General features: G+C 68.7%; 16 protein-coding genes. 5 read left to right on the top strand and 11 right to left on the bottom strand.

Features of this window, described 5'->3' with window-relative positions:
* Nucleotides 1-10 precede the first annotated feature (10 nt).
* From NU688_RS16540 to NU688_RS16505, 8 genes are all read right to left on the bottom strand, one after another.
* Nucleotides 11-3139, bottom strand: a complete 3129-nt coding sequence (locus NU688_RS16540; protein ID WP_308340308.1) for an efflux RND transporter permease subunit — start codon at nt 3137-3139, stop codon at nt 11-13.
* 19 nt (nt 3140-3158) lie between these two features.
* On the bottom strand, nt 3159-4304 hold the full coding sequence (locus tag NU688_RS16535; RefSeq protein ID WP_257861795.1) for an efflux RND transporter periplasmic adaptor subunit: 1146 nt from the start codon (nt 4302-4304) through the stop codon (nt 3159-3161).
* 278 nt (nt 4305-4582) lie between these two features.
* Nucleotides 4583-5128, bottom strand: coding sequence for an Rrf2 family transcriptional regulator (locus NU688_RS16530; RefSeq protein ID WP_257861794.1), 546 nt, complete (start codon nt 5126-5128; stop codon nt 4583-4585).
* A 22-nt stretch (nt 5129-5150) separates the two neighbouring features.
* Complete coding sequence (locus NU688_RS16525; protein ID WP_257861793.1) at nt 5151-5849, bottom strand: Bax inhibitor-1/YccA family protein; 699 nt, start codon at nt 5847-5849, stop codon at nt 5151-5153.
* Between the two features lie 157 nt (nt 5850-6006).
* On the bottom strand, nt 6007-6336 hold the full coding sequence (locus NU688_RS16520) for a hypothetical protein (RefSeq protein ID WP_257861792.1): 330 nt from the start codon (nt 6334-6336) through the stop codon (nt 6007-6009).
* Between the two features lie 111 nt (nt 6337-6447).
* A complete protein-coding gene (gene yccS / locus NU688_RS16515) occupies nt 6448-8667 on the bottom strand; it encodes a YccS family putative transporter (RefSeq protein WP_257861791.1) in 2220 nt (739 codons plus the stop codon).
* A 55-nt stretch (nt 8668-8722) separates the two neighbouring features.
* Nucleotides 8723-9418 (bottom strand): response regulator, encoded by a 696-nt coding sequence (locus tag NU688_RS16510; protein ID WP_257861790.1) that lies wholly within the window; start codon nt 9416-9418, stop codon nt 8723-8725.
* Nucleotides 9415-11004: an ATP-binding protein gene (locus tag NU688_RS16505; protein WP_257861789.1), complete on the bottom strand. Its 1590-nt coding sequence runs from the start codon at nt 11002-11004 to the stop codon at nt 9415-9417. The genes NU688_RS16510 and NU688_RS16505 overlap by 4 nt, the downstream gene beginning before the upstream one ends.
* Nucleotides 11005-11169: 165 nt before the next feature.
* On the opposite strand from NU688_RS16505, the gene NU688_RS16500 reads away from it, so the two are divergent.
* From NU688_RS16500 to NU688_RS16490, 3 genes are read left to right on the top strand one after another with little or no spacing between them, the layout of a single operon-like run.
* Nucleotides 11170-11445 (top strand): hypothetical protein, encoded by a 276-nt coding sequence (locus NU688_RS16500; protein WP_257861788.1) that lies wholly within the window; start codon nt 11170-11172, stop codon nt 11443-11445.
* Complete coding sequence (locus tag NU688_RS16495; protein WP_257861787.1) at nt 11442-12278, top strand: intradiol ring-cleavage dioxygenase; 837 nt, start codon at nt 11442-11444, stop codon at nt 12276-12278. The genes NU688_RS16500 and NU688_RS16495 overlap by 4 nt, the downstream gene beginning before the upstream one ends.
* Before the next feature lie 15 nt (nt 12279-12293).
* Nucleotides 12294-12608: a hypothetical protein gene (locus NU688_RS16490; RefSeq protein WP_257861786.1), complete on the top strand. Its 315-nt coding sequence runs from the start codon at nt 12294-12296 to the stop codon at nt 12606-12608.
* Here the strand turns inward: NU688_RS16490 and NU688_RS16485 are convergent.
* From NU688_RS16485 to NU688_RS16475, 3 genes are all read right to left on the bottom strand, one after another.
* Nucleotides 12569-13252 (bottom strand): response regulator, encoded by a 684-nt coding sequence (locus tag NU688_RS16485; RefSeq protein WP_257861785.1) that lies wholly within the window; start codon nt 13250-13252, stop codon nt 12569-12571. The two genes, NU688_RS16490 and NU688_RS16485, sit on opposite strands and share 40 nt — an antisense overlap.
* A gap of 16 nt (nt 13253-13268) precedes the next feature.
* Nucleotides 13269-15671 (bottom strand): outer membrane protein assembly factor BamA, encoded by a 2403-nt coding sequence (bamA, locus tag NU688_RS16480; RefSeq protein ID WP_257861784.1) that lies wholly within the window; start codon nt 15669-15671, stop codon nt 13269-13271.
* A gap of 66 nt (nt 15672-15737) precedes the next feature.
* Nucleotides 15738-16394 (bottom strand): nuclease-related domain-containing protein, encoded by a 657-nt coding sequence (locus tag NU688_RS16475; protein WP_257861783.1) that lies wholly within the window; start codon nt 16392-16394, stop codon nt 15738-15740.
* A 422-nt stretch (nt 16395-16816) separates the two neighbouring features.
* On the opposite strand from NU688_RS16475, the gene NU688_RS16470 reads away from it, so the two are divergent.
* Both NU688_RS16470 and NU688_RS16465 read left to right on the top strand, forming a co-directional pair.
* Nucleotides 16817-17974, top strand: a complete 1158-nt coding sequence (locus NU688_RS16470) for a porin (protein ID WP_257861781.1) — start codon at nt 16817-16819, stop codon at nt 17972-17974.
* A 79-nt stretch (nt 17975-18053) separates the two neighbouring features.
* A complete protein-coding gene (locus tag NU688_RS16465) occupies nt 18054-18359 on the top strand; it encodes a hypothetical protein (RefSeq protein WP_257861780.1) in 306 nt (101 codons plus the stop codon).
* Nucleotides 18360-18369: the final 10 nt, after the last annotated feature.

The following is an 18369-nucleotide window of genomic DNA, read 5'->3' as shown; positions in this document are numbered from 1 at the left end:
ACAGCGCGCGTCATGCGGCGTGCGCCGGGCTCGCCTTGCGTCCACGCCATCGCGCGGCCGCGCGTTTCACCAGCAGGTAGAACAGCGGCACGAAGAAGATCCCCAGCGCCGTCGCAGCGAGCACGCCGCCGAACACGCCGGTGCCGATCGCGACCTGGCTGCCCGAGCCCGCACCCGTCGCCACGGCGAGCGGAATCACCCCGGCCAGGAAGGCGAGCGAGGTCATCAGGATGGGCCGCAGCCGCAGGCGCGCGCCTTCGGCCACCGCTTCGAGCAACGGCACGCCGCGCCGCAGCGCCGCTTCCGCGAACTCGATGATCAGGATCGCGTTCTTGGCCGACAGCCCGATGGTCGCGAGCAGGCCGACCTGGAAGTAGATGTCGTTCGACAGCCCGCGCAGCGCCGCTGCGATCACCGCGCCGAGCACGCCCAGCGGAATCACCAGCATCACCGAGAACGGCACCGACCAGCTCTCGTAGAGCGCCGCCAGGCACAGGAACACCACGAGGATCGACAGCGCGAACAGCAGCGGCGCCTGCCCGCCCGACAGGCGCTCCTGGTAGGAGAGCCCGCTCCATGCGTAACCCGTGCCGCTCTGCTTCTTCGCGACGGTCTCGATCGCGGCCATGGCCGTGCCCGAGCTCGTGCCCTGCGCGGCGGCGCCCTGGATCTGCACCGCCGGCAGGCCGTTGTAGCGCTCCAGCTGCGAGGCGCCCTGGCTCCAGCGCGTGGTGGCGAAGGCCGAGAACGGCGTCATGGCGCCGGTCGCGCCGCGCACCGACCACTGGCGGATGTCTTCGGGTGCCGAGCGGTAGGGCGCATCGGCCTGCACGTACACGCGCTTCACGCGGCCGCGGTCGATGAAGTCGTTGACGTAGCTGCCGCCCCAGGCCACGCCCAGCGTGGTGTTCACATCGTCCAGCGAGAGCCGCAGCGCCGAGGCCTTCAGCTGGTCGATGTCGACCTGCAACTGCGGCGTGTTGGCGATGCTGTTGGCGCGCACGGACTGCAGGCGCGTGTCTTTCTTTGCGTCGCGCACGAGCTTTTCGCGCGCCTGCACGAGCCGCGTGGCGCCCATGCCGGAGGTGTCCTGCAGCCAGAACTCGAAGCCGTTGGATTCGCCCAGCCCTTCGATGGGCGGCGGCACCATGCCGTGCACCTCGGCGTCGCGCTGCTGCGCCGAGAGTGCGGTGCCGGCGCGTTCGCTGATGGCATGCGCGCGCTTGTCCGCGCCGCGCCGCTCCGACCAGTCCTTGAGCGAGACAAAGGCCATGCCTTGGTTCTGCCCCGAGCCGCCGTAGCTCCAGCCCGAGATCGTGAAGATGGTGTCGGTGGTGTCCTTCTCGGTCTCGAGAAAGTGCTTCTCGACGGCACGGTTCACCGCATCGGTGCGGCCTTGCGTGGCACCGGCCGGCAGCGTCAGCTGCACCATCACGCTGCCCTGGTCTTCCTCGGGCAGGAAGCCGCCGGGAAGGCTGAGGTAGAGCGCGCCCATGCCGGCCACGATGGCCAGGTAGATGGCGGCAAAGCGCCAGGGCTTGCCGAGCATGCGGCCCAGCAGCCCGACATAGCGCCCCTGCGCCGCATCGAAGCGGCGATTGAACCCGCCGAGGAAGCCGCGCGTGCGCGGCGCCGTGCCCGCCTTCAGGAAGCGCGCGCACAGCGCAGGGATCAGCACGATGGCCACCACCACCGACAGCGCCATCGACGCGATGATCGTCACCGAAAACTGCCGGTAGATCACGCCCACTGAGCCGCCGAAAAAGGTCATCGGCAGGAACACCGCCGACACCACGACCGCGATGCCGACCAGTGCGCCGGTGATCTCGCCCATCGACTTGATCGTGGCGGCCTTCGCGTCGAGCCCTTCTTCATGCATCACGCGCTCGACGTTCTCCACCACCACGATGGCGTCGTCCACCAGAAGGCCGATGGCCAGCACCATGCCGAACAGCGTCAGCACGTTGATCGAATAGCCGAAGGCCGCGAGTACGCCGAAGGTGCCCAGCAGCACCACCGGCACGGTGATCGCGGGGATCACCGTGGCGCGCCAGTTCTGCAGGAACAAGAACATCACGACCACCACCAGCGCGATGGCTTCGAGCAGCGTCTTGATGACCGACTGGATCGAGATCTTCACGAAGCGCGTCGTGTCTTCCGCATAGGCCACGCGCAGGCCGGCGGGCAGCGAGGCTTCGAGTTCGGCGATGCGCGCCTTCACCGCGTTCGCGGTGGTGAGCGCGTTGGCGCCCGGCGCCAGCATCACGGCCGAGCCTGCGGCCGGGTGGCCGTTCAGGCGCGTGGTCTCGGCATACGACTCGCTGCCGATCTCCACGCGCGCCACGTCGCCCAGCCGCACCACGGCGCCGTCGGCCTGCGTCTTGAGCACGATGTCGCGGAACTGCTCGGGCGTCTGCAGCCGCGAGAGCGCGGTGACCGTGGCGTTGAGCTGCTGCTTCGCCGACGAGGGCCGCGCGCCGATCTCGCCCACCGACACCTGCGTGTTCTGCGCGGCGATGGCGGCCGTCACGTCCGAGGGCATCAGCTGGTAGCTCGCGAGACGGTGCGGATCGATCCAGATGCGCATGGCATACGCCGCGCCGAAGGCCTGCACCGAGCCCACGCCGTCGACGCGGCTGATCGGGTCGCGCAGGTTGCTGGCCATCCAGTCGGCGATGTCGGTGTCGGTGCGCTGGCCGGTCTGGTCGTAGAGCGCCACGATCAGGAGGAAGTTGTTCTGCGACTTCGCGACCGTCACGCCCTGCTGCTGCACCGCCTGCGGCAGGCGGCTCGTGGCCTGGCTGATCTTGTTCTGCACCTGCACCTGCGCGGTGTCGGGATCGATGCCCTGGCGAAAGGTGACGCTGATCTCGGCCCAGCCGGCAGAGCTGCTCGTCGACTTGAAGTACAGCAGGCCGTCGATGCCCTTCAACTGCTGCTCGATGACCTGCGTGACGCTGCTCTCCACCGCCTGCGCCGAGGCGCCGGGGTAGTTGGCGGAGACCACGACCGTGGGCGGCGCGATGTCCGGGTACTGCGACACCGGCAGCGTGCGGATGGCCACGCCGCCGGCCAGCATGATGAGGATGGCAATGACCCAGGCGAAGACCGGGCGCTGGATGAAGAAATTCGCGATCACTGTCTGCTTGTCTTGTTTTTCATTCGGCGGCGGCGGTGGCCGCTTCGAAGGACACCGGCACCGGTTTCACCTTCTCGCCGGGGTGCGCGCGCTGCAGTCCGTCGACCACGATGCGGTCGCCTTCGCGCAGGCCCTTGGTCACGATCCACTGGTCGCCTGCCGCGCTGCGCACTTCGAGCGCCCGCAGTTCGACCTTGTCGTCCGCGCCGACCACCAGCGCGGTCGGCTCACCCTTTTCGTTGCGGCCCACGCCGCGCTGGGGCGCGAGGATGGCGTGGCGTTCCACGCCGGCTTCCACCTGCGCGCGCACGTACATGCCGGGCAGCAGCAGCCCCTGCGGGTTCGGAAATTCCGCGCGCAGCGTGACCGAGCCCGTCGCGGCATCGACGCCGACCTCGGTGAACTTCAGCGTGCCTTCGTGCGGATACGGCAGGCCGTCTTCCATGCGCAGCTTCACGCGCGTGCTGGCCGGCGCCATGTCGCCCGAGATGAAGCGGCGCTTGAGCTTCGTGAGCTCCAGGCTCGACTGGATGACGTCGACGTAGATCGGGTCGAGCCGCTGGATCGTCGCCAGCGCCGTCGCCTGGCCCGGTGCAACCAGCGCGCCTTCGGTGATGGCGGAACGCCCGATGCGCCCCGCGATGGGCGCGGTGATGCGCGTGAATTCGAGGTTGATGCGCGCCGCCTTCACCGCCGCCTGCGCGGCCTTCACGCCCGCCTGGGCCTGCGCGAGCGCGGCCTGGGCCTCGTCGTGCTCCTGCCGGCTGACCGCGTTGGCCTTGACGAGCTCGCCGTGGCGCTCGGCCTTGCTGCGCAGGCTCGCGATGCCCGCCTGTGCGGTGGCCAGCGAGGCCTCGGCCTGTTCGTGCGCGGCCTCGAACGGGCCGGGCTCGATTTCGTAGAGCACCTGCCCCGCGCGGACCATGCCGCCTTCCTCGAAGAGGCGCTTGCGCACGATGCCGTTGACCTGCGGGCGCACTTCCGACACGCGGAATGCGGCCGTGCGGCCGGCCAGTTCGGTGAGCACCGGCACGTCGCCGGCGTGCAGCGTCACCACGCCGACTTCGCCCGGTGCGTCGTCGGCGGCGGGGGCCGGCTTGCCGCCGCAGGCTGCGAGCGCGAGCGTGGCGATCAGGGAAAGGGAGAGCAGGAGCTTGGCGTTCATGGGCGTCTGGAATCGGGGCGCGAGGCTGTCCGGCGCAGTCCGGGAAAACCCCGGTTGCACGTCGATTTCGCACCTGAATGGTGCATTCTGCCTGGGGCGCTGCGGCGCGATACGGCGCATGGGCATGGCCTCTGTAGGGGCAAGCAAAACGAAAAAAAGCCAACGCTGGTACAGCCTTGCGGCTGCCCGGATCGTTGGCGGGGCGCCGGCGCGGTGGCCGGCGGTCTGGCTAGGGAGTACTTCCGATTCGCCGCTCGCGCGGCGAAGCAGAACTGTAACTAACCGGCGCGCTGCTGGCGCCGGCCCAGTGCGAACACCGAGTTCGGCGCGTCCACGACGAACGGCTTGCGCACCGGCGTGCCGACCACGGTGGTCCGCCTGCTGCCGGCCACGCTCGTGGCGGCCTGCACGCCCTTGGCCTTCTGTTCGTCGACCAGGCTCTGCAGCGAGATCGATTTCAGGAACTCGACCGCCCGCAGGTTGACCGAGGCCCAGAGGTCGTCGACTTCGCAGCGGCCGGTGTCGTCCACATCCGCGCCGGCACGGCGCCGCGTGGTCTCGTTGCCGTGGTCCTCGATGGACAGCACGATGTCCGCCACGCTGATGAGCGCGGCCTTGCGGCTGAGCGAATAGCCGCCGCCCGGGCCGCGCGTGGATTCGACCAGGTCGTTGCGGCGCAGCTTGGCGAACAGCAGTTCCAGGTACGACAGCGAGACCCGCTGGCGCAGGCTGATCGAGGCCAGAGTGACCGGGCCCGAGCGGCCGTGGAGGGCGATGTCGATCATCGCGGTGACCGCGAAGCGGCCCTTGGTGGTGAGGCGCATGGAAAGATTCCCTTCGTAAGCGTTACTCGTCCTTGCCGCCGCCCATGCCCAAGAGGGCCAGCAGCGCCTGGAACACGTTGTAGATGCTGAGATAGACACCCAGCGTGGCGGAGATGTAGTTGGTCTCGAGGCCGTCCTTCACGCGCTTCAAGTCATGCAGGATGAAGGCCGAGAAGATGCCGATGGCGGCGACCGCCAGCGTCATCATCAGCGCGCTCGACTGGATGAAGAAGTTGGCGATGCCCGCCACCAGCAGCAGGATGGCGCCGATGAAGAGCCACTTGCCCATGGCCGACAGGTCGCGCTTGATGACCGACGACAGCGTGGCCATGCCCAGGAAGATCGCGCCGGTGCCGGCGAAGGCCGTCATCACCAGGTTCGCGCCGTTGGACAAGCCGAGCACCGAGCCCACGAGGCGCGACAGCATCAGCCCCATGAAGAAGGTGAAGGCCAGCAGCACGGGCACGCCGGCGGCCGAGTTCTTGGTCTTCTCGATCGCGTACATGAAGCCGAAGGCGCCGCCGAGGAACACCATGAGGCCGATGCCCGGCGACATGGCGCGCGCGAGGCCCGTGGAGACGCCGATCCAGGCGCCGAGCACGGTGGGCACCATCGACAGCGCGAGCAGCCAGTAGGTGTTGCGGAGAACGCGGTTGCGTTCCTGGGCCGACGCGATCGGTGCGTCGAAGCCGGGGTGGTAGGTGGGTTGACCGTTGTTCATTCTGATTCCTTGATCGGGCGTCCCGACGAAGCGGGAACGCGGTATTGGCACGGGAGGAGCGGTGTGTTCGCGATGCGAGTGCGGCTGCCGGAATGCGGCGACGCGGTCGGATCGGGACAAAGGCAGGAGCCGCAAAGGCTCCAGTCGCGGCGGAGCCTTAGGCGACCAGGGCGGTGCCGCGGGGCGGCCGCTTGGGCCGATCGAGGAGCGGCGAGAGCGCGGGCGTCAGGGCGAGGCCGCGCGGCTGTTCAGAGAGAAAAAGCGGCACCGCCACAGGGTGGCGGGCATCGACCAGCTCGACGTGCTCGGAGCCCGCCTCGTCATGGGAGGGGAGTTCGTCCGCCAGGTCCATGGCGTCGCTCACGAACGCATCGGAGAACGACATGCTGGCTGTCGCGCAGGTCTGCGTGTCGGCGCCCGCATGCGCGGGATGCCCGGCGCCCATCAGGCCCTGCGCGAACACGGCAAGGCCGTAGCAGGACAACATGAGGGTGAGGACGGTAGCGGCGAACCAGCGTGACATGGAGCCGCGATTTTACCCGGCGCAACCTGACTAGCCTTCTGGCGGGTTGTTTCGCCCAGCCGGGCGGTCGGCCTCTCAGGTTTCCAGGGTCGCGGGCGTTGCGTCGTCCACGGGCTGCAGCCACTCGCGCGCGTGGGTGCGCAGCGCGTCGATCTGCAGCCAGACCAGGGCCAGCTCGGTGTGGATGGTGCGTTCCGCCGCGCCGGCATCGCCTGCCGGCGCCACGGCGGCCGCGAGGGCCGCGCGCACGGGGGGTTCGGTGGCGGGATCGTCCCCGATCGCCCCGACCTGCAGCCCGCCGGCCAGCGCATCGAGCGCCGCCGCCGCGCCTTCGGCCGCGTCGCGCAGCACCGCCATGTGCGGCGAGTCGGGCAGCGCGGCACGGTGCGCACCCAGCGCCGAGAGATAGCTCAGGAGCGTGTGCGACCGGATCAAAAAGCGCAGCGCGATGCCCGCGCGCGGCCGCACATAGCCCGGCTCGCGAAACATGTCCGACACCGCCGTGGAGAGCGCCGCATCGGCGTTGTGGTCGTTGCGCCGCGCGAGCCGATAGTCCAGGTGGTCGCGCGGACCGGTGCCGTACTGCTCGACGATCCGGCGCAGATACCCCGCATGGCTGCGCATCGCCGTGGCGGCCAGCTCGTTGAGGCGCCGCGCCTGCCAGTGCGGCAGCACCAGCAGCACCGCGAGGCCGGCGATGGCGCTGCCGATGGCGGTGTCGACCAGCCGCGGCACGAGCAGGAGGCCGCTGTCGCCCACCTGGTTGAAGCACATCAGCACCAGCAGCGTCATCGCGGCCGTTGCGAGCAGGTAGCGCGTGGCGCGCGTCGCGAAGAACAGCACCCCGGCCACCACCGCGATCACCGACTGCACCAGCGGCTGCGGAAAGAGCTGCAGCAGCGCCCAGCCCGCGACCACGCCGAGCGCCGTGCCGGCGATGCGCTGGCCCATGCGCGAGATGGTGTCGCCGAAGCTCTGCTGGCAGACGAACAGCGTGGTCAGCAGGATCCAGTAGCCCTGCGCGGGATGGATCAGGTGCATCACGCCGTAGCCTGCGGCGAGTGCAATCGCCAGCCGCAGCGCATGGCGGAACAGCGGCGACCGTGGCGTGAGCTGCCGCCGCACGCGCTCCACCGCATCGCGCCACGAACGCGGCGAGCGGTTGAAGAGACCCATCTCGGTCCGGCCGGCACGGGCCGACGGCTGGCTCGCACCGGCGAGCTGCCCGTCGAGTTGCGCGAGGTTGCGCGCGAGCGCCTCCACCGAGGCGAGCAACGCCAGCTGCTCCGGCGTGGTCGCGCGCGCGCGTTCGTGTTCGATGGCGCCGCGCAGGTCGGCCAGCGCCTGCACGGTTTCCCCGCCCACCTCGAAAGGCTCGCGCCGCGCGATCGATACGGCCAAGCGCTGACAGGCCAGCCCTTGCAGCCCGAGCACGCGCTGGCAGCGGTACAGCAGGTCGCTGTGGAAGAAGGCGTCGGCCAGCGCGTTGTAGTCGTCGTGCGAGGAGCTTGCGCGCTCGTGCACGTCCTGCGCGATCAGGTAGAGCCCGCGGTAGCGCGAGATGCGCCCGGTCGGCGCCCGCGCGCCGATGCGGCGGAAGATGCTTTCCTTCGCGGCATTCAGCTCGCTCACCACCTCGGCATTGAGCTGTGCGAGCGAGAGCCGCTTCTGTTCGATGTCGATGCCCCGCAGCGGCTCGAACAGCGACGCCTTGAAGCGTACGAAGTTGCCGAGCACGGTGAACAGCGTCACCAGTCGCGCCTGCACCGGCTGCGCCGGAAAGGCCGCGCACCACAGCACCGAGAACACGCCGTACCACGCGGCACCGGCGAGCAGCAGCAAGGGCTCGCGCCCACCATCACCTTGTCCGTGGCCATGCGTAGCCTGGTTCTCGATGCCGAGCGTGGCGTACATCGCGAGGATCAGCGTCGCATAGGCGATGGCCTTGTAGCGCGCCTCCACCGCGCCCAGCATCGTGAGCCAGAAGGCCGCGAAGGCCAGCCCCGCGATGAAGAGCACCGGCCGGCCGTACAACGCCTCGACCGAGAAGGACACCACCGCGAAGCACGCGAGCGTCACGAGCTGCGCGCGAAAGCGGCCGCGCCAGCTGTCGTCGGTCTCGGCGAGCGCGCTCGCAATGGCGCCGAGGAACAGCGGGATCACCGCATCGGGATGACCGGTGTAGCCGCACACGGCCATGAGGCTGCCGAGGGTGAGAAGAATGCGCAGCGGCTGCGCGCGGGAAGCAAAGGAACGCAGGCGCTGGCGCAGCGTGTCGGGAAACAGGGGGAGCATGGCTGCAATCTTGCACGATGCATGCCACGAGGCTGCAAAGCTTCAGGCCGTCAAGTCAGGCTTGTGGCGGCGCCTCCCACGCGAACCCCACGCCGTACACCGAACGGATCCAGTCGTGCGAAGGCGATACCGCGCCGAGCTTGCGGCGCAGGTTCTTCACATGGCTGTCGATGGCGCGTTCGGTCACGTCCACCGTGTCGTCGTAGGCCAGCTCCAGCAGCCGTGCGCGCGAGAAGATGCGCCCGGGGTGCCGCGACAGCACCTGCAGCAGCCCGAACTCGCGGCGCGTGAGGTTCAGCGGCGTGCCTTCCAGCGAGGCGCGCCAGTGCACGTCGTCGAGCACGAGGCCCGGCGCATCGCCCTGCGGGGCCTGCCCCGGTACGCTGCCAGGTGCCGTGCGCCGCAGCACCGCACGCACGCGCGCCACCAGCTCGCGCGGCGAGAAGGGCTTGCACACGTAGTCGTCCGCGCCGAGTTCCAGCCCGAGCAGGCGGTCGACCTCCTCGATGCGCGCGGTGAGCATGATGATCGGATGCGCCGTGTGCTCGCGCGCACGGCGCAATACCTCGATGCCGTCCAGCCGCGGCAGCATGATGTCCAGCAGCGTCAGGTCGGGTGGCGCGGCGACGATGCTTTCGAGCGCGCTCTGTCCGTCGGTGAAGTGCTCGGTCTCGTAGCCGGTGTAGCGCAGGTAGTCCTGCACCACCGAGGCGATGTCGATTTCGTCTTCGACGATGACGATGCGTGTCATGCGGTGGCTGCCAGTGGAAGGGTGATGGTCATGCGCAGCCCGCCGAGTGGCGATGGCGCCGCCTCGATGGTGCCGCCGTGCGCCTCGATGGTCGCGCGGCAGATCGAGAGGCCCAGCCCGGAGCCGCCGAGCGCGCGGCTGCGCGAGGTTTCGCCGCGGAACAGGCGGTCGAAGAGCCGCGGCATTTCTTCGTCGGGCACGCCGGGGGCGCTGTCGTCGAACAGCAGCGTGAGGCAGTTGCCGGTCCACGCGCCCTCGACGGTCACGTCGATGCGCAACTGGCCGCCGGCATCGGTGTAGGCCAGCGTGTTCTCCAGCAGGTTCATGAAGACCTGGTGCAGCCGGTGCGCATCGCCGTCGATCACCGGCTGGGCCGATGCGGCGATGCGATCGATCGCGTCCCGGTCGACCGCGATGCCGCGCTGCGCGAAGCGGTCGCGCGTGTGGTCCAGCGCCTCCTTCAGCAGCGTGAGCGGAAATACTGCGGTGGTGAGCAGGTCGTTCTGCGGCTCGCGCATGCTGCTGCGCAGGTCGTCGACCAGCTGGCCGAGCCGTATCACCTGCCGGTGCATGCGCAGCGCGGTGCGTTCGTCGAAGGTGCGCACGCCGTCCTGCAGCGCCTCGATTTCCGCGCGCATCGCCGCGAGCGGGGTGCGCAGTTCGTGCGCCGCGTCGGCCAGCCAGGCACGCCGCGAGGCCTCGACCTTGTCCAGGCGCTGCGCCATGTCGTTGAAGGTCTTGCCCAGCAGCGCGAGTTCGTCGGAACCATGCACGACCACGCGCGTGGACAGCCGCCCGCGCGCCACGTCCTGCGCCGCCTGCGTCAGCGCGTCGATGGGCTTGAACCAGCGGCGCGCGAGCAGCCATGACAGCACCAGCGCAAAGGCGAGACCGCACATGCCGGTGAGCGCGATCACGCCGGACTGGCGCGCGAGGAAAGCGCGATCGGCTTCGCTTTCGAAGCCCTGCGCGGGCGCGAGCGCCAGGTAGCCGACGACCGAGCGCCCGCGCCGGATCGGCATGCGCGCGGCGTTCTCGAAGTCGATGGTGGCGCCGACCACCGGTGCGCCTTGCGCATCGAGCACGGCCAGGCGCTGGTAGATCGAATCGGCCGCCGAGCGCGGGTCGGGAAAGAACCAGGGCGGCGGCGGCATCGACAAGCGCCGGGTCAGCAGGTCGAGTTGCGGCGAGGCGGAAGAAGATTCAGGGGGGAGCGGCGGCGGCGATCCGTTGTCCGGGTCGCCGCCGGGCCGGGTGGCGCCTTGCATGCGGCGCTCATACCAGGGAGGAAGCCGCCGGTCGTCGGGGCTGGCCGCGCCGTCGAGCACGCCCGCCAGCTGGCCCATGCGCAGGCGGTGCCAGGCCTCGTCGTTGTCGCGCAGCTTCTTCCAGTCGCCGTTGGCGACATAGTGCTTCAAGAGAAGCTGGGAGAGCCAGTCCATGCGCCGGATCTCGATCTCGGCGACGTAGGCGCCCAGGCCCCGCTGCAGCGCGATGATGGAGAAGCCCACGAAGCTGAGCAGCAACACGACCAGCAAGGCGGCCAGCGCCAGGAAGATCTTCCGGGAGAGTGTCAGACGCGGCATGGGGGTTCGTTCACGCCTTCTCAGGCATGGCCGCATTCTGCGACATGCGTTTCGGGCAGGCGGGCGTCATAGGCAAGCGGCGGATCATGGCGGGCAATTGGGGAGAAATCTGGGAGAGCCTGCCCTCCCACATTTCTCCCGATTCGAAACGCACGATGCGGGCCCATGAACCCGGCCACGCATCGCCTTCGCCACAGATTCCTCCATGCCCTCGCGGCCGCAGCATTGGCCTGGGCCAGTCCGGCGCACTGCGCGCCGGCGCGCCCCGTCTGGTCGTGGGCCGATGTCTGGTCCGACCCCGGCATGGACCTGTTCCTTCTGTGGCTCACCGCGATCTTCTGGGTGGTCACCCATGTGTGGACGCTGCTGGTCGTCTGGGCGGAGGCGCGCGCCACCCGGGCCAGGGAGCCCGGCATCGAAGCAGAGGAGGAAAACGCATGACCGGCCATACACCGAATACACAGCAGCCCATCGGGCGTCGCGGCCTGCTGGCCGCCGTCGGCGCGATGGGTCTTTCCGCTTCGGCGCCCCCGGCACTCGCCGCTTCGCGCAAGCTGCCGCTGACGGCCCAGACCACCGAAGGTCCGTACTACCTGGACGTTGCACAGATGCGCTCCGACATCACCGAAGGACTCGACGGCGTGCCGCTGGAGGTGTGCTTCACCGTGTGCAACGCGGCCGGCAAGCCGCTGCGCAACCTGCGCGTCGACCTGTGGCATTGCGATGCACAGGGGCGCTACTCCGGCTTCGGCGGGCAGGGCGACGACCGCTCGCTGTCGTTCGAGGGCCAGACTTTCCTTCGCGGCAGCCAGCGCACCGACCGCGATGGCGCCGTGTCGTTTCTCACCCTCTATCCCGGCTGGTATGCGGGGCGTACCACGCACATCCACTTCAAGGTGCTGAGCGGCACGCGTGCCGTGCTCACCTCGCAGTTCTTTTTGCCCGATGCGCTGAGCGAGTTCCTCTACACGCAGGTGTCGGGCTACAAGCGGGCCCGCTTGCGCGATACGCTGAACAGCGCCGACGGCATCGCGCTGCGGGCCGGCGATACGGTGCTTGGTGCCGTGCGCGAAGGGCACCGGCGCTACGTCGCCACGCTGGCCGTGGTGGTTGACCCCGCCGCCGATCCCGTGGCGGACCGACCCTCGCCGCCCGGCGCGATGCCGCCCTCCGGTGGCCTCGGCCTGTTCCGCGGGAGCCGCCTGGAGCGGCCGCAGGCGCTGAACGGTTCTGCGCGCACGAAGGCCCTGGTGCCGCCGCGCACCGAGGGCTGAGTGTTGCGATCCGCCATGCCATCGCACAGCGAGACCGCCTGGCTGCACCCCGTCGAGGCGCCGCCACCGGCCGGCGGGTTGTCGCTGGTGCAGCGCCTGGTGGGCCTGCTGGCGTTCAGCGGCCTCGCGCTGGGCGCCTTCATCGCCGCGCGCGAAGGAGGGTGCGTCGAGCGTCACCCGGCCGGGGCGCGCCACCGCAGTCCCTCGAGCCTTTCGACCCTGGCGCCGATCATGCGCACCGGCCCCGCCACGCCGCTCGATGCCGTACGGCGCGACGCCGCGTGCCGCGCTCAGGCGGGCCGTTCCGCAAAGCTGAAGCCCACGCCGTAGATCGAGCGGATCCAGCCGTGCGACGGCGCCACGGCCATGAGCTTCTTGCGCAGGTTCTTGATATGCCCGTCGACCGCGCGCTCGTTCACATCGAGCGCTTCCGGAAACGCCGCCTCCAGCAGCTTGGAGCGCGTGAACACCCGCCCCGGATCGCGCGACAGCGTGCGCAGCAGCAAGAGCTCGCGGCGCGTGAGGTCGAGCGCGTGCCCTTCCAGGTGCGCGCCGCCGTGCGTGTCCCGGAACGACACCGACTTCGACGGCGCCGCAGAAGCGCCGTCGCGCTGCGCATGGCGGCGCAGCACCGTGTGCACGCGCGCCACCACTTCGCGCGGCGAAAAAGGCTTGCAGACATAGTCGTCGGCGCCCAGGTCGAGCCCGCGCAGGCGGTCGACCTCGCGTGTGCGCGCCGTCAGCATGATGATCGGATGGTCGCTGTGCGAGCGCACCTTCTGCAGCACCTGCAGGCCGTCGATCTGCGGCAGCACCACGTCCAGCAACGTGAGCGCGGGCGGCGAACTCAGGATGCGGTCCAGCGCCGCCGCGCCGTCCCCGATGTGCTCGACCTCGTGGCCGGCGTTGTAGAGGTGGTCCAGCAGCGCCGAGGCGCTGTCGCGCCCGTCTTCGACCATCAGGATGCGGCTCATGGTGTCTTTCCCTGCTTCAGAAGGAGGTGCCGATCTGGAACTGGAAGCGCTGCGTTCGGTCTGCCGCGATGCCGTTGGCGGTGTCCACCTTCTGGTAGGCGAGCGGCACCGCGTACGCCAGCCGCAGCGGGCCCAGCGGCGAGATCCAGCTGATGCCCAGGCCCGCCGAGGCGCGGATGCGGTTCTGCGCCTTCCACTGCGCATCGGTCATGCCGGCTGTGCGTTCGGCAAACACGTTGCCCGCATCGAAGAAGGTGTAGAGCCTGAGCGACCGGTCGTTGCCCGCGCCCGGAAAGGGCGTGCTGAACTCCATGTTGAAGATCGCCTTGCGCGTGCCGCCGAGCGAACCGCCCGTGACCGCATCGACCGGCCCGAGCGAGTTCTGCTCGAAGCCGCGGATCGAGCCGAGCCCGCCCGCATAGAAGTTCTTGAAGATCGGAAAGGTGCTGCCGCTCAGTGCCTTCGCATAGCCGAGCTGGCCGTTGATGGCCAGCGTGTACTGCTTGGAGAGCGCGAAGTACTGCTGGTACTGGTAGTCGGTCTTCAGGTAGCGCAGCGCGCTGCCCACGCCCACCTCGAGGTTCGCGCGCTGCAGCCGGCCGGTGGTCGGCACCAGCGCGCTGTCGCGGTCGTCGCGGGACCACCCCACCGTCGCGGGAATGCCCACCACGTTGCTGCCGGTGCACACCACGCTCGGCGCGGTGCCCGTGCACTTGAAGTAGTCGAGGTAGGCCTGCGGCGTGCCGGTGTAGACGTAGGAGCCGTCGACCAGCGTGTACGCGCCGTTGCTGCCGGGCGTGAACGAATAGCGCTCCACGCCGATGCCGAGGAACACCGTGTCCAGCTCGCCCACCGGCAGCCCGAAGCGCACCGAGCCGCCGTCGCTCGCGAGCTTGTAGTTGCCGTCGGCCTCGTAGTAGGGCCGCGTGGTGGTGTGGAAGACGTTGATCGTGCGCGAGATGCCGTCCTTCGTGAAGTACGGATCGGTGGCGGTGAGCGAGATCGAGCGGTTGTACGAACTGGTGTTGACCTGCAGCCCGAGGTAGTTGCCCGTGCCGAACACGTTCTCCTGCGTGATGCCGAAGGTGAGCGAGATCTTGTCGGTCGACGAGTAGCCCGCGCCCAGCTGCAGCGAGCCGGTGGGCTTCTCCGCCACGTTGACCGTGAGGTCGACCTGGTCGTTGCTGCCCGGCACTTCGGCGGTCTCGATGTTCACTTCGGTGAAGTAGCCCAGCCGGTCGACGCGGTCGCGCGAGAGCTTGATCTTGTCGCCGTCGTACCAGGCGCCTTCGAACTGCCGGAACTCGCGTCGGATCACCTCGTCGCGCGTGCGTGCGTTGCCGCCGATGTTGAGGCGCCGCACATACACGCGCCGCGCGGGTTCGGCCTTCAGCACCATCGTGACGCGGTTGTGGGTGCGATCGATGTCGGGCTCGGCCTTCACGCGCGCGAACGCATAGCCGAAGGTGCCGAAGTAGTCGGTGAAGGCCTTGGTGGTGGCGGCCACGTCCTCGCCGTTGTAGGGCGCGCCGGGGCGCACCGTCACGAGGGTCTTGAACTCGTCCTCGCGGCCGAGGTAGTTGCCCTCGAGCCTGACGCCGGCCACCGCGAACTTCTCGCCCTCGGTGATGTTGAGCGTGAGGTCGAGTGATTGCCGGTCCGGCGAGATGGCGACCTGCGTGGAGTCGATGCGGAACTCCAGGTAGCCGCGCGTGAGGTAGTAGGAGCGCAGCGTTTCCTGGTCGGCGGCGAGCTTGCTGCGCGAATACTGGTTCGACTTGGTGTACCAGTCGAGCCAGCCGCCGCTGTCCTGGTCGAACAGGTCGAGCAGCGTGCTCTCGCTGAAGGCCTTGTTGCCGATCACGCGCACGCTCTTGATGCGCGCGGACTCGCCTTCGACGACGGTGAACGTGAGGTTGACGCGGTTGCGCTCCAGCGGCGTGACGGTGGTCACGACCTCGGCGTTGTAGAGGCTGCGGCTCACGTACTGGCGCTTGAGCTCCTGCTCGGCGCGGTCGGCGAGCGCTTTGTCGTAGGGGCGGCCTTCGGCGAGGCCGATTTCGCGCAAGGCCTTCTGGAGCGCGGACTTCTCGAATTCCTTGGTGCCGGCGAAGTCGACATCGGCGACGGTGGGGCGCTCTTCCACGATGACCACGAGCACGTTGCCGTCGACGTCGATGCGCACGTCCTTGAACAAGCCGAGCTCGAACAGCGCGCGGATGGCTGCGCTGCCGCGCTCGTCGCTGTAGTTGTCGCCGGCCTTGATGCCGAGAGTGGAGAAGATGGTGCCGGGCTCGACGCGCTGGAGGCCTTCGAGCCGGATGTCGCGAACGGTGAACGGGGCGGCGGCCCATGCGGGAACAGCGGCCATCGAGAGGAGCAGTGCAGCGATGGCCGCGAGGGACTTGGGGAGATGCATCGCCGCATGGTCTCTGCCAATGTCGGAGAAATATGGGACGCTCCCCAGCGCGTTTGGTACAGGCTGTTACTGCAAACCCATCGCGTTCATGACGGGCCATCGCATGGAGATTTGCTGCTCGCTTCTTTCGCGGCAGTTCTGCAGATGCGTTTCCATGGACAGGTCGCCCTGGATGTCGAGCAGGCGCTGCACGGTGCGTTCGACGGCATGGGCATCGAGCAGCGGGTAGGTGCGCGCAGTGCGCCCGTTGTTGCGCACGAGCCGCGCGATGTAGGGAAGGTCTTGCTGCGTGATGACGGCGGCGGGCATGACGCCTTCGAGCTCGACGCCTTCGCAGGGCAGGAGCACGAAGTACTGCAGGCGCAGGTCATCGGGCAGCAGGCTGCGCAGCTGCGTCGTCTTGCGGCCGCCTTGCCATGCGGGGTCTTTCACTTCGCGTGCGCGTGTGCAGCCGTTGAGTCGCAGGAACCAGCGCGGCGGAGCCTCGTCGGACTTCTTCCGATAGACGAAGGCGTTGCGCCACGCCTTGATCTCGAACAGATAGACACCGGTCTCGCACACGATGACGGCGTCGATGCGCGCCGTGGGAACCGCGCATCCCGAAGGCATCGGGATGATGAGGTTGCGAAGAATGCGCAGGTGCGAAAAGGCCGGGGTGAATGCGTTGGACAGCTGCTGTATGCCCAGCGATGCGGCGACGGTGCTTTGCAAAACAATGGTCATGTGGACTCCTTCGGAATGGCGAAGCATTGCGCGGCTTTTGGGAGACTTTTAGTACGTGCTGTGTGAAGAGGCGCGCGGTCTGCGCTGCGGCGCTGCGAACCCCGCTGTGCCGGCCGCTTCGCGGCTCCCCTGCGGTGCTCGCGTTTCGCGGGGTCTCGCAGAACTCGCTGCGCTCAGACAGCTGCGAGCCCTGATCCGCGAAACGCTGCGCTCCTCGGCGGCACAGAGGGGTTCGCAGCGCCGCAGCGCAGACCGCGCGCCCGTCGTGGCGTCGATGCTGTCGACTGCTTGAAGACAACGCGTGCGCTCAAAAACAACACCGCATGCAAAGCACGCGGCGTCCACCAGATTCCTCCAAATTTGAACGAGACCATCCGTTCAGCCGCTCGATGTAGAGCAGCTGAAAACCCGGAGAAACCTGAATGAAGAAATCCCTCACGGCACTCGCCGCGCTGGCCGTCACCGGCCTGGCCTCTGCCCAATCGACCGTTACCTTGTTCGGCGTCATCGATGCCGGCGTGAGCTACCAGAGCGCCACGTCGCGTGACCCGGTCACGGGTGCGAGCAGCAAGCAGAGCCAATGGAGTCTTGCCAACTCCGGCTACAACTCGAGCCGCATCGGCTTTCGCGGTACCGAAGACCTGGGCGGCGGACTTGCTGCCAGCTTCTGGCTCGAAGCACCGATCAGCAACGACGACGGCGCCACCGGCATCGCCAACTTCAACCGTCGCTCCACCGTCAGCCTCTCCGGTGGCTTCGGTGAAGTGCGGCTGGGCCGCGACTACACGGCCACCTTCTGGAACGACACGGTGTTCGATCCGTTCGGAACGAACGGTTCGGGCTCCAGCGCGATCTACTCGGTGAGCAGCAGCGCGGGTCTTGCCAACTCGAACTACACGCGTGCAAGCAACATGGTCGGCTACTTCCTGCCGCCCAACCTCGGTGGCTTTTACGGGCAGGTCCAGTACAGCCTGAACGAGAACACCAAGACCAGCGCCACGGACACGACCGCCGAGATCAGCAGCAGCGCGGGTCGCTACGTCGGTGGCCGTTTCGGCTACGCGAACGGGCCGCTCGACATCGCATTGGCGGTGGGCCAGAACGTCGCGGTCGACACCACCACGCTCACGCGCAAGGTGCAGACCATCAACCTCGGCGCGTCGTACGACTTCGGCCCGGTCAAGCTGTTCGGCGAGCTCTCGAACGTGCAGAACAAGTTCGACCTGGCCGTCGGCAGCAGCCACGACAGCTACAACGGCTACTTGATCGGCGCGAGCATGCCGGTGGGCGCGGGCCTGATCCGCGCGTCGTACTCCACGGTGCGCTACAACGAAGGCGCCGTCGGCATCACCGGCGAAGACCCGCGCGTCAACAAGTTCGCGATCGGCTATGTGCACAACCTCTCCAAGCGCACCGCGCTGTATGCCACCGTCGCGCGCGTGAACAACCGCAACGACGCGGCCTACACCGGCAGCCTGGCGGCCGCGGCCACCACGGGCTTCGGCAGCAGCGGCGTGGGCTACACGGGCCTGCCGCGTTCGTCGACGGGCTATGACTTCGGCATTCGTCACGCGTTCTGACGACGCGCCCGGCCGGTGCGACGGGGCGCTCGCCCTGTCGCACGCGGTCGGCCAGTCAACGCTCTGAGCTGGTTCAAAAATGACGCGACGAATCCATCACCTCGCGGGCGTGCTGGCTGCTGCCGGCCTGTCGGGTTGCATCGTGCTGCCTCCACCCATGCTGCCCATGCCACCCAGGCCGCCGCCGATGTTTCGCGGCGGGCCGCCGCCCTTTCCGATGTCCTTCGAGCATCGCGGGCCGCCCATGGCGCCGTGGGATCTGTGCGAAGGCCAGCCTGAAGGTGCGCGGCCTGCGTTGCCGGGGCCGCGCGCGGATGCGCTGTCGGGCAGCTGCGAGCGCGGTACCTCGGGTGCGCTGGAATACCGTGCGCCTGGGCCGCGTTGAAGAGAGGTTG

It is taken from the genome of Variovorax sp. ZS18.2.2 (genome assembly GCF_024701975.1).
GTDB lineage: Bacteria > Pseudomonadota > Gammaproteobacteria > Burkholderiales > Burkholderiaceae_C > Variovorax.
This window is presented reverse-complemented; position numbering and strand designations above follow the sequence as displayed.

Coding starts and splice junctions, on each gene's coding strand:
- NU688_RS16535 (WP_257861795.1), bottom strand. CDS start 4,304: ATGAACGCCAAGCTCCTGCTCTCCCTTTCCCTGATCGCCACGCTCGCG.
- NU688_RS16530 (WP_257861794.1), bottom strand. CDS start 5,128: ATGCGCCTCACCACCAAGGGCCGCTTCGCGGTCACCGCGATGATCGAC.
- NU688_RS16525 (WP_257861793.1), bottom strand. CDS start 5,849: ATGAACAACGGTCAACCCACCTACCACCCCGGCTTCGACGCACCGATC.
- NU688_RS16520 (WP_257861792.1), bottom strand. CDS start 6,336: ATGTTGTCCTGCTACGGCCTTGCCGTGTTCGCGCAGGGCCTGATGGGC.
- yccS (WP_257861791.1), bottom strand. CDS start 8,667: ATGCTCCCCCTGTTTCCCGACACGCTGCGCCAGCGCCTGCGTTCCTTT.
- NU688_RS16510 (WP_257861790.1), bottom strand. CDS start 9,418: ATGACACGCATCGTCATCGTCGAAGACGAAATCGACATCGCCTCGGTG.
- NU688_RS16505 (WP_257861789.1), bottom strand. CDS start 11,004: ATGCCGCGTCTGACACTCTCCCGGAAGATCTTCCTGGCGCTGGCCGCC.
- NU688_RS16500 (WP_257861788.1), top strand. CDS start 11,170: ATGAACCCGGCCACGCATCGCCTTCGCCACAGATTCCTCCATGCCCTC.
- NU688_RS16495 (WP_257861787.1), top strand. CDS start 11,442: ATGACCGGCCATACACCGAATACACAGCAGCCCATCGGGCGTCGCGGC.
- NU688_RS16490 (WP_257861786.1), top strand. CDS start 12,294: ATGCCATCGCACAGCGAGACCGCCTGGCTGCACCCCGTCGAGGCGCCG.
- NU688_RS16485 (WP_257861785.1), bottom strand. CDS start 13,252: ATGAGCCGCATCCTGATGGTCGAAGACGGGCGCGACAGCGCCTCGGCG.
- bamA (WP_257861784.1), bottom strand. CDS start 15,671: ATGCATCTCCCCAAGTCCCTCGCGGCCATCGCTGCACTGCTCCTCTCG.
- NU688_RS16475 (WP_257861783.1), bottom strand. CDS start 16,394: ATGACCATTGTTTTGCAAAGCACCGTCGCCGCATCGCTGGGCATACAG.
- NU688_RS16470 (WP_257861781.1), top strand. CDS start 16,817: ATGAAGAAATCCCTCACGGCACTCGCCGCGCTGGCCGTCACCGGCCTG.
- NU688_RS16465 (WP_257861780.1), top strand. CDS start 18,054: ATGACGCGACGAATCCATCACCTCGCGGGCGTGCTGGCTGCTGCCGGC.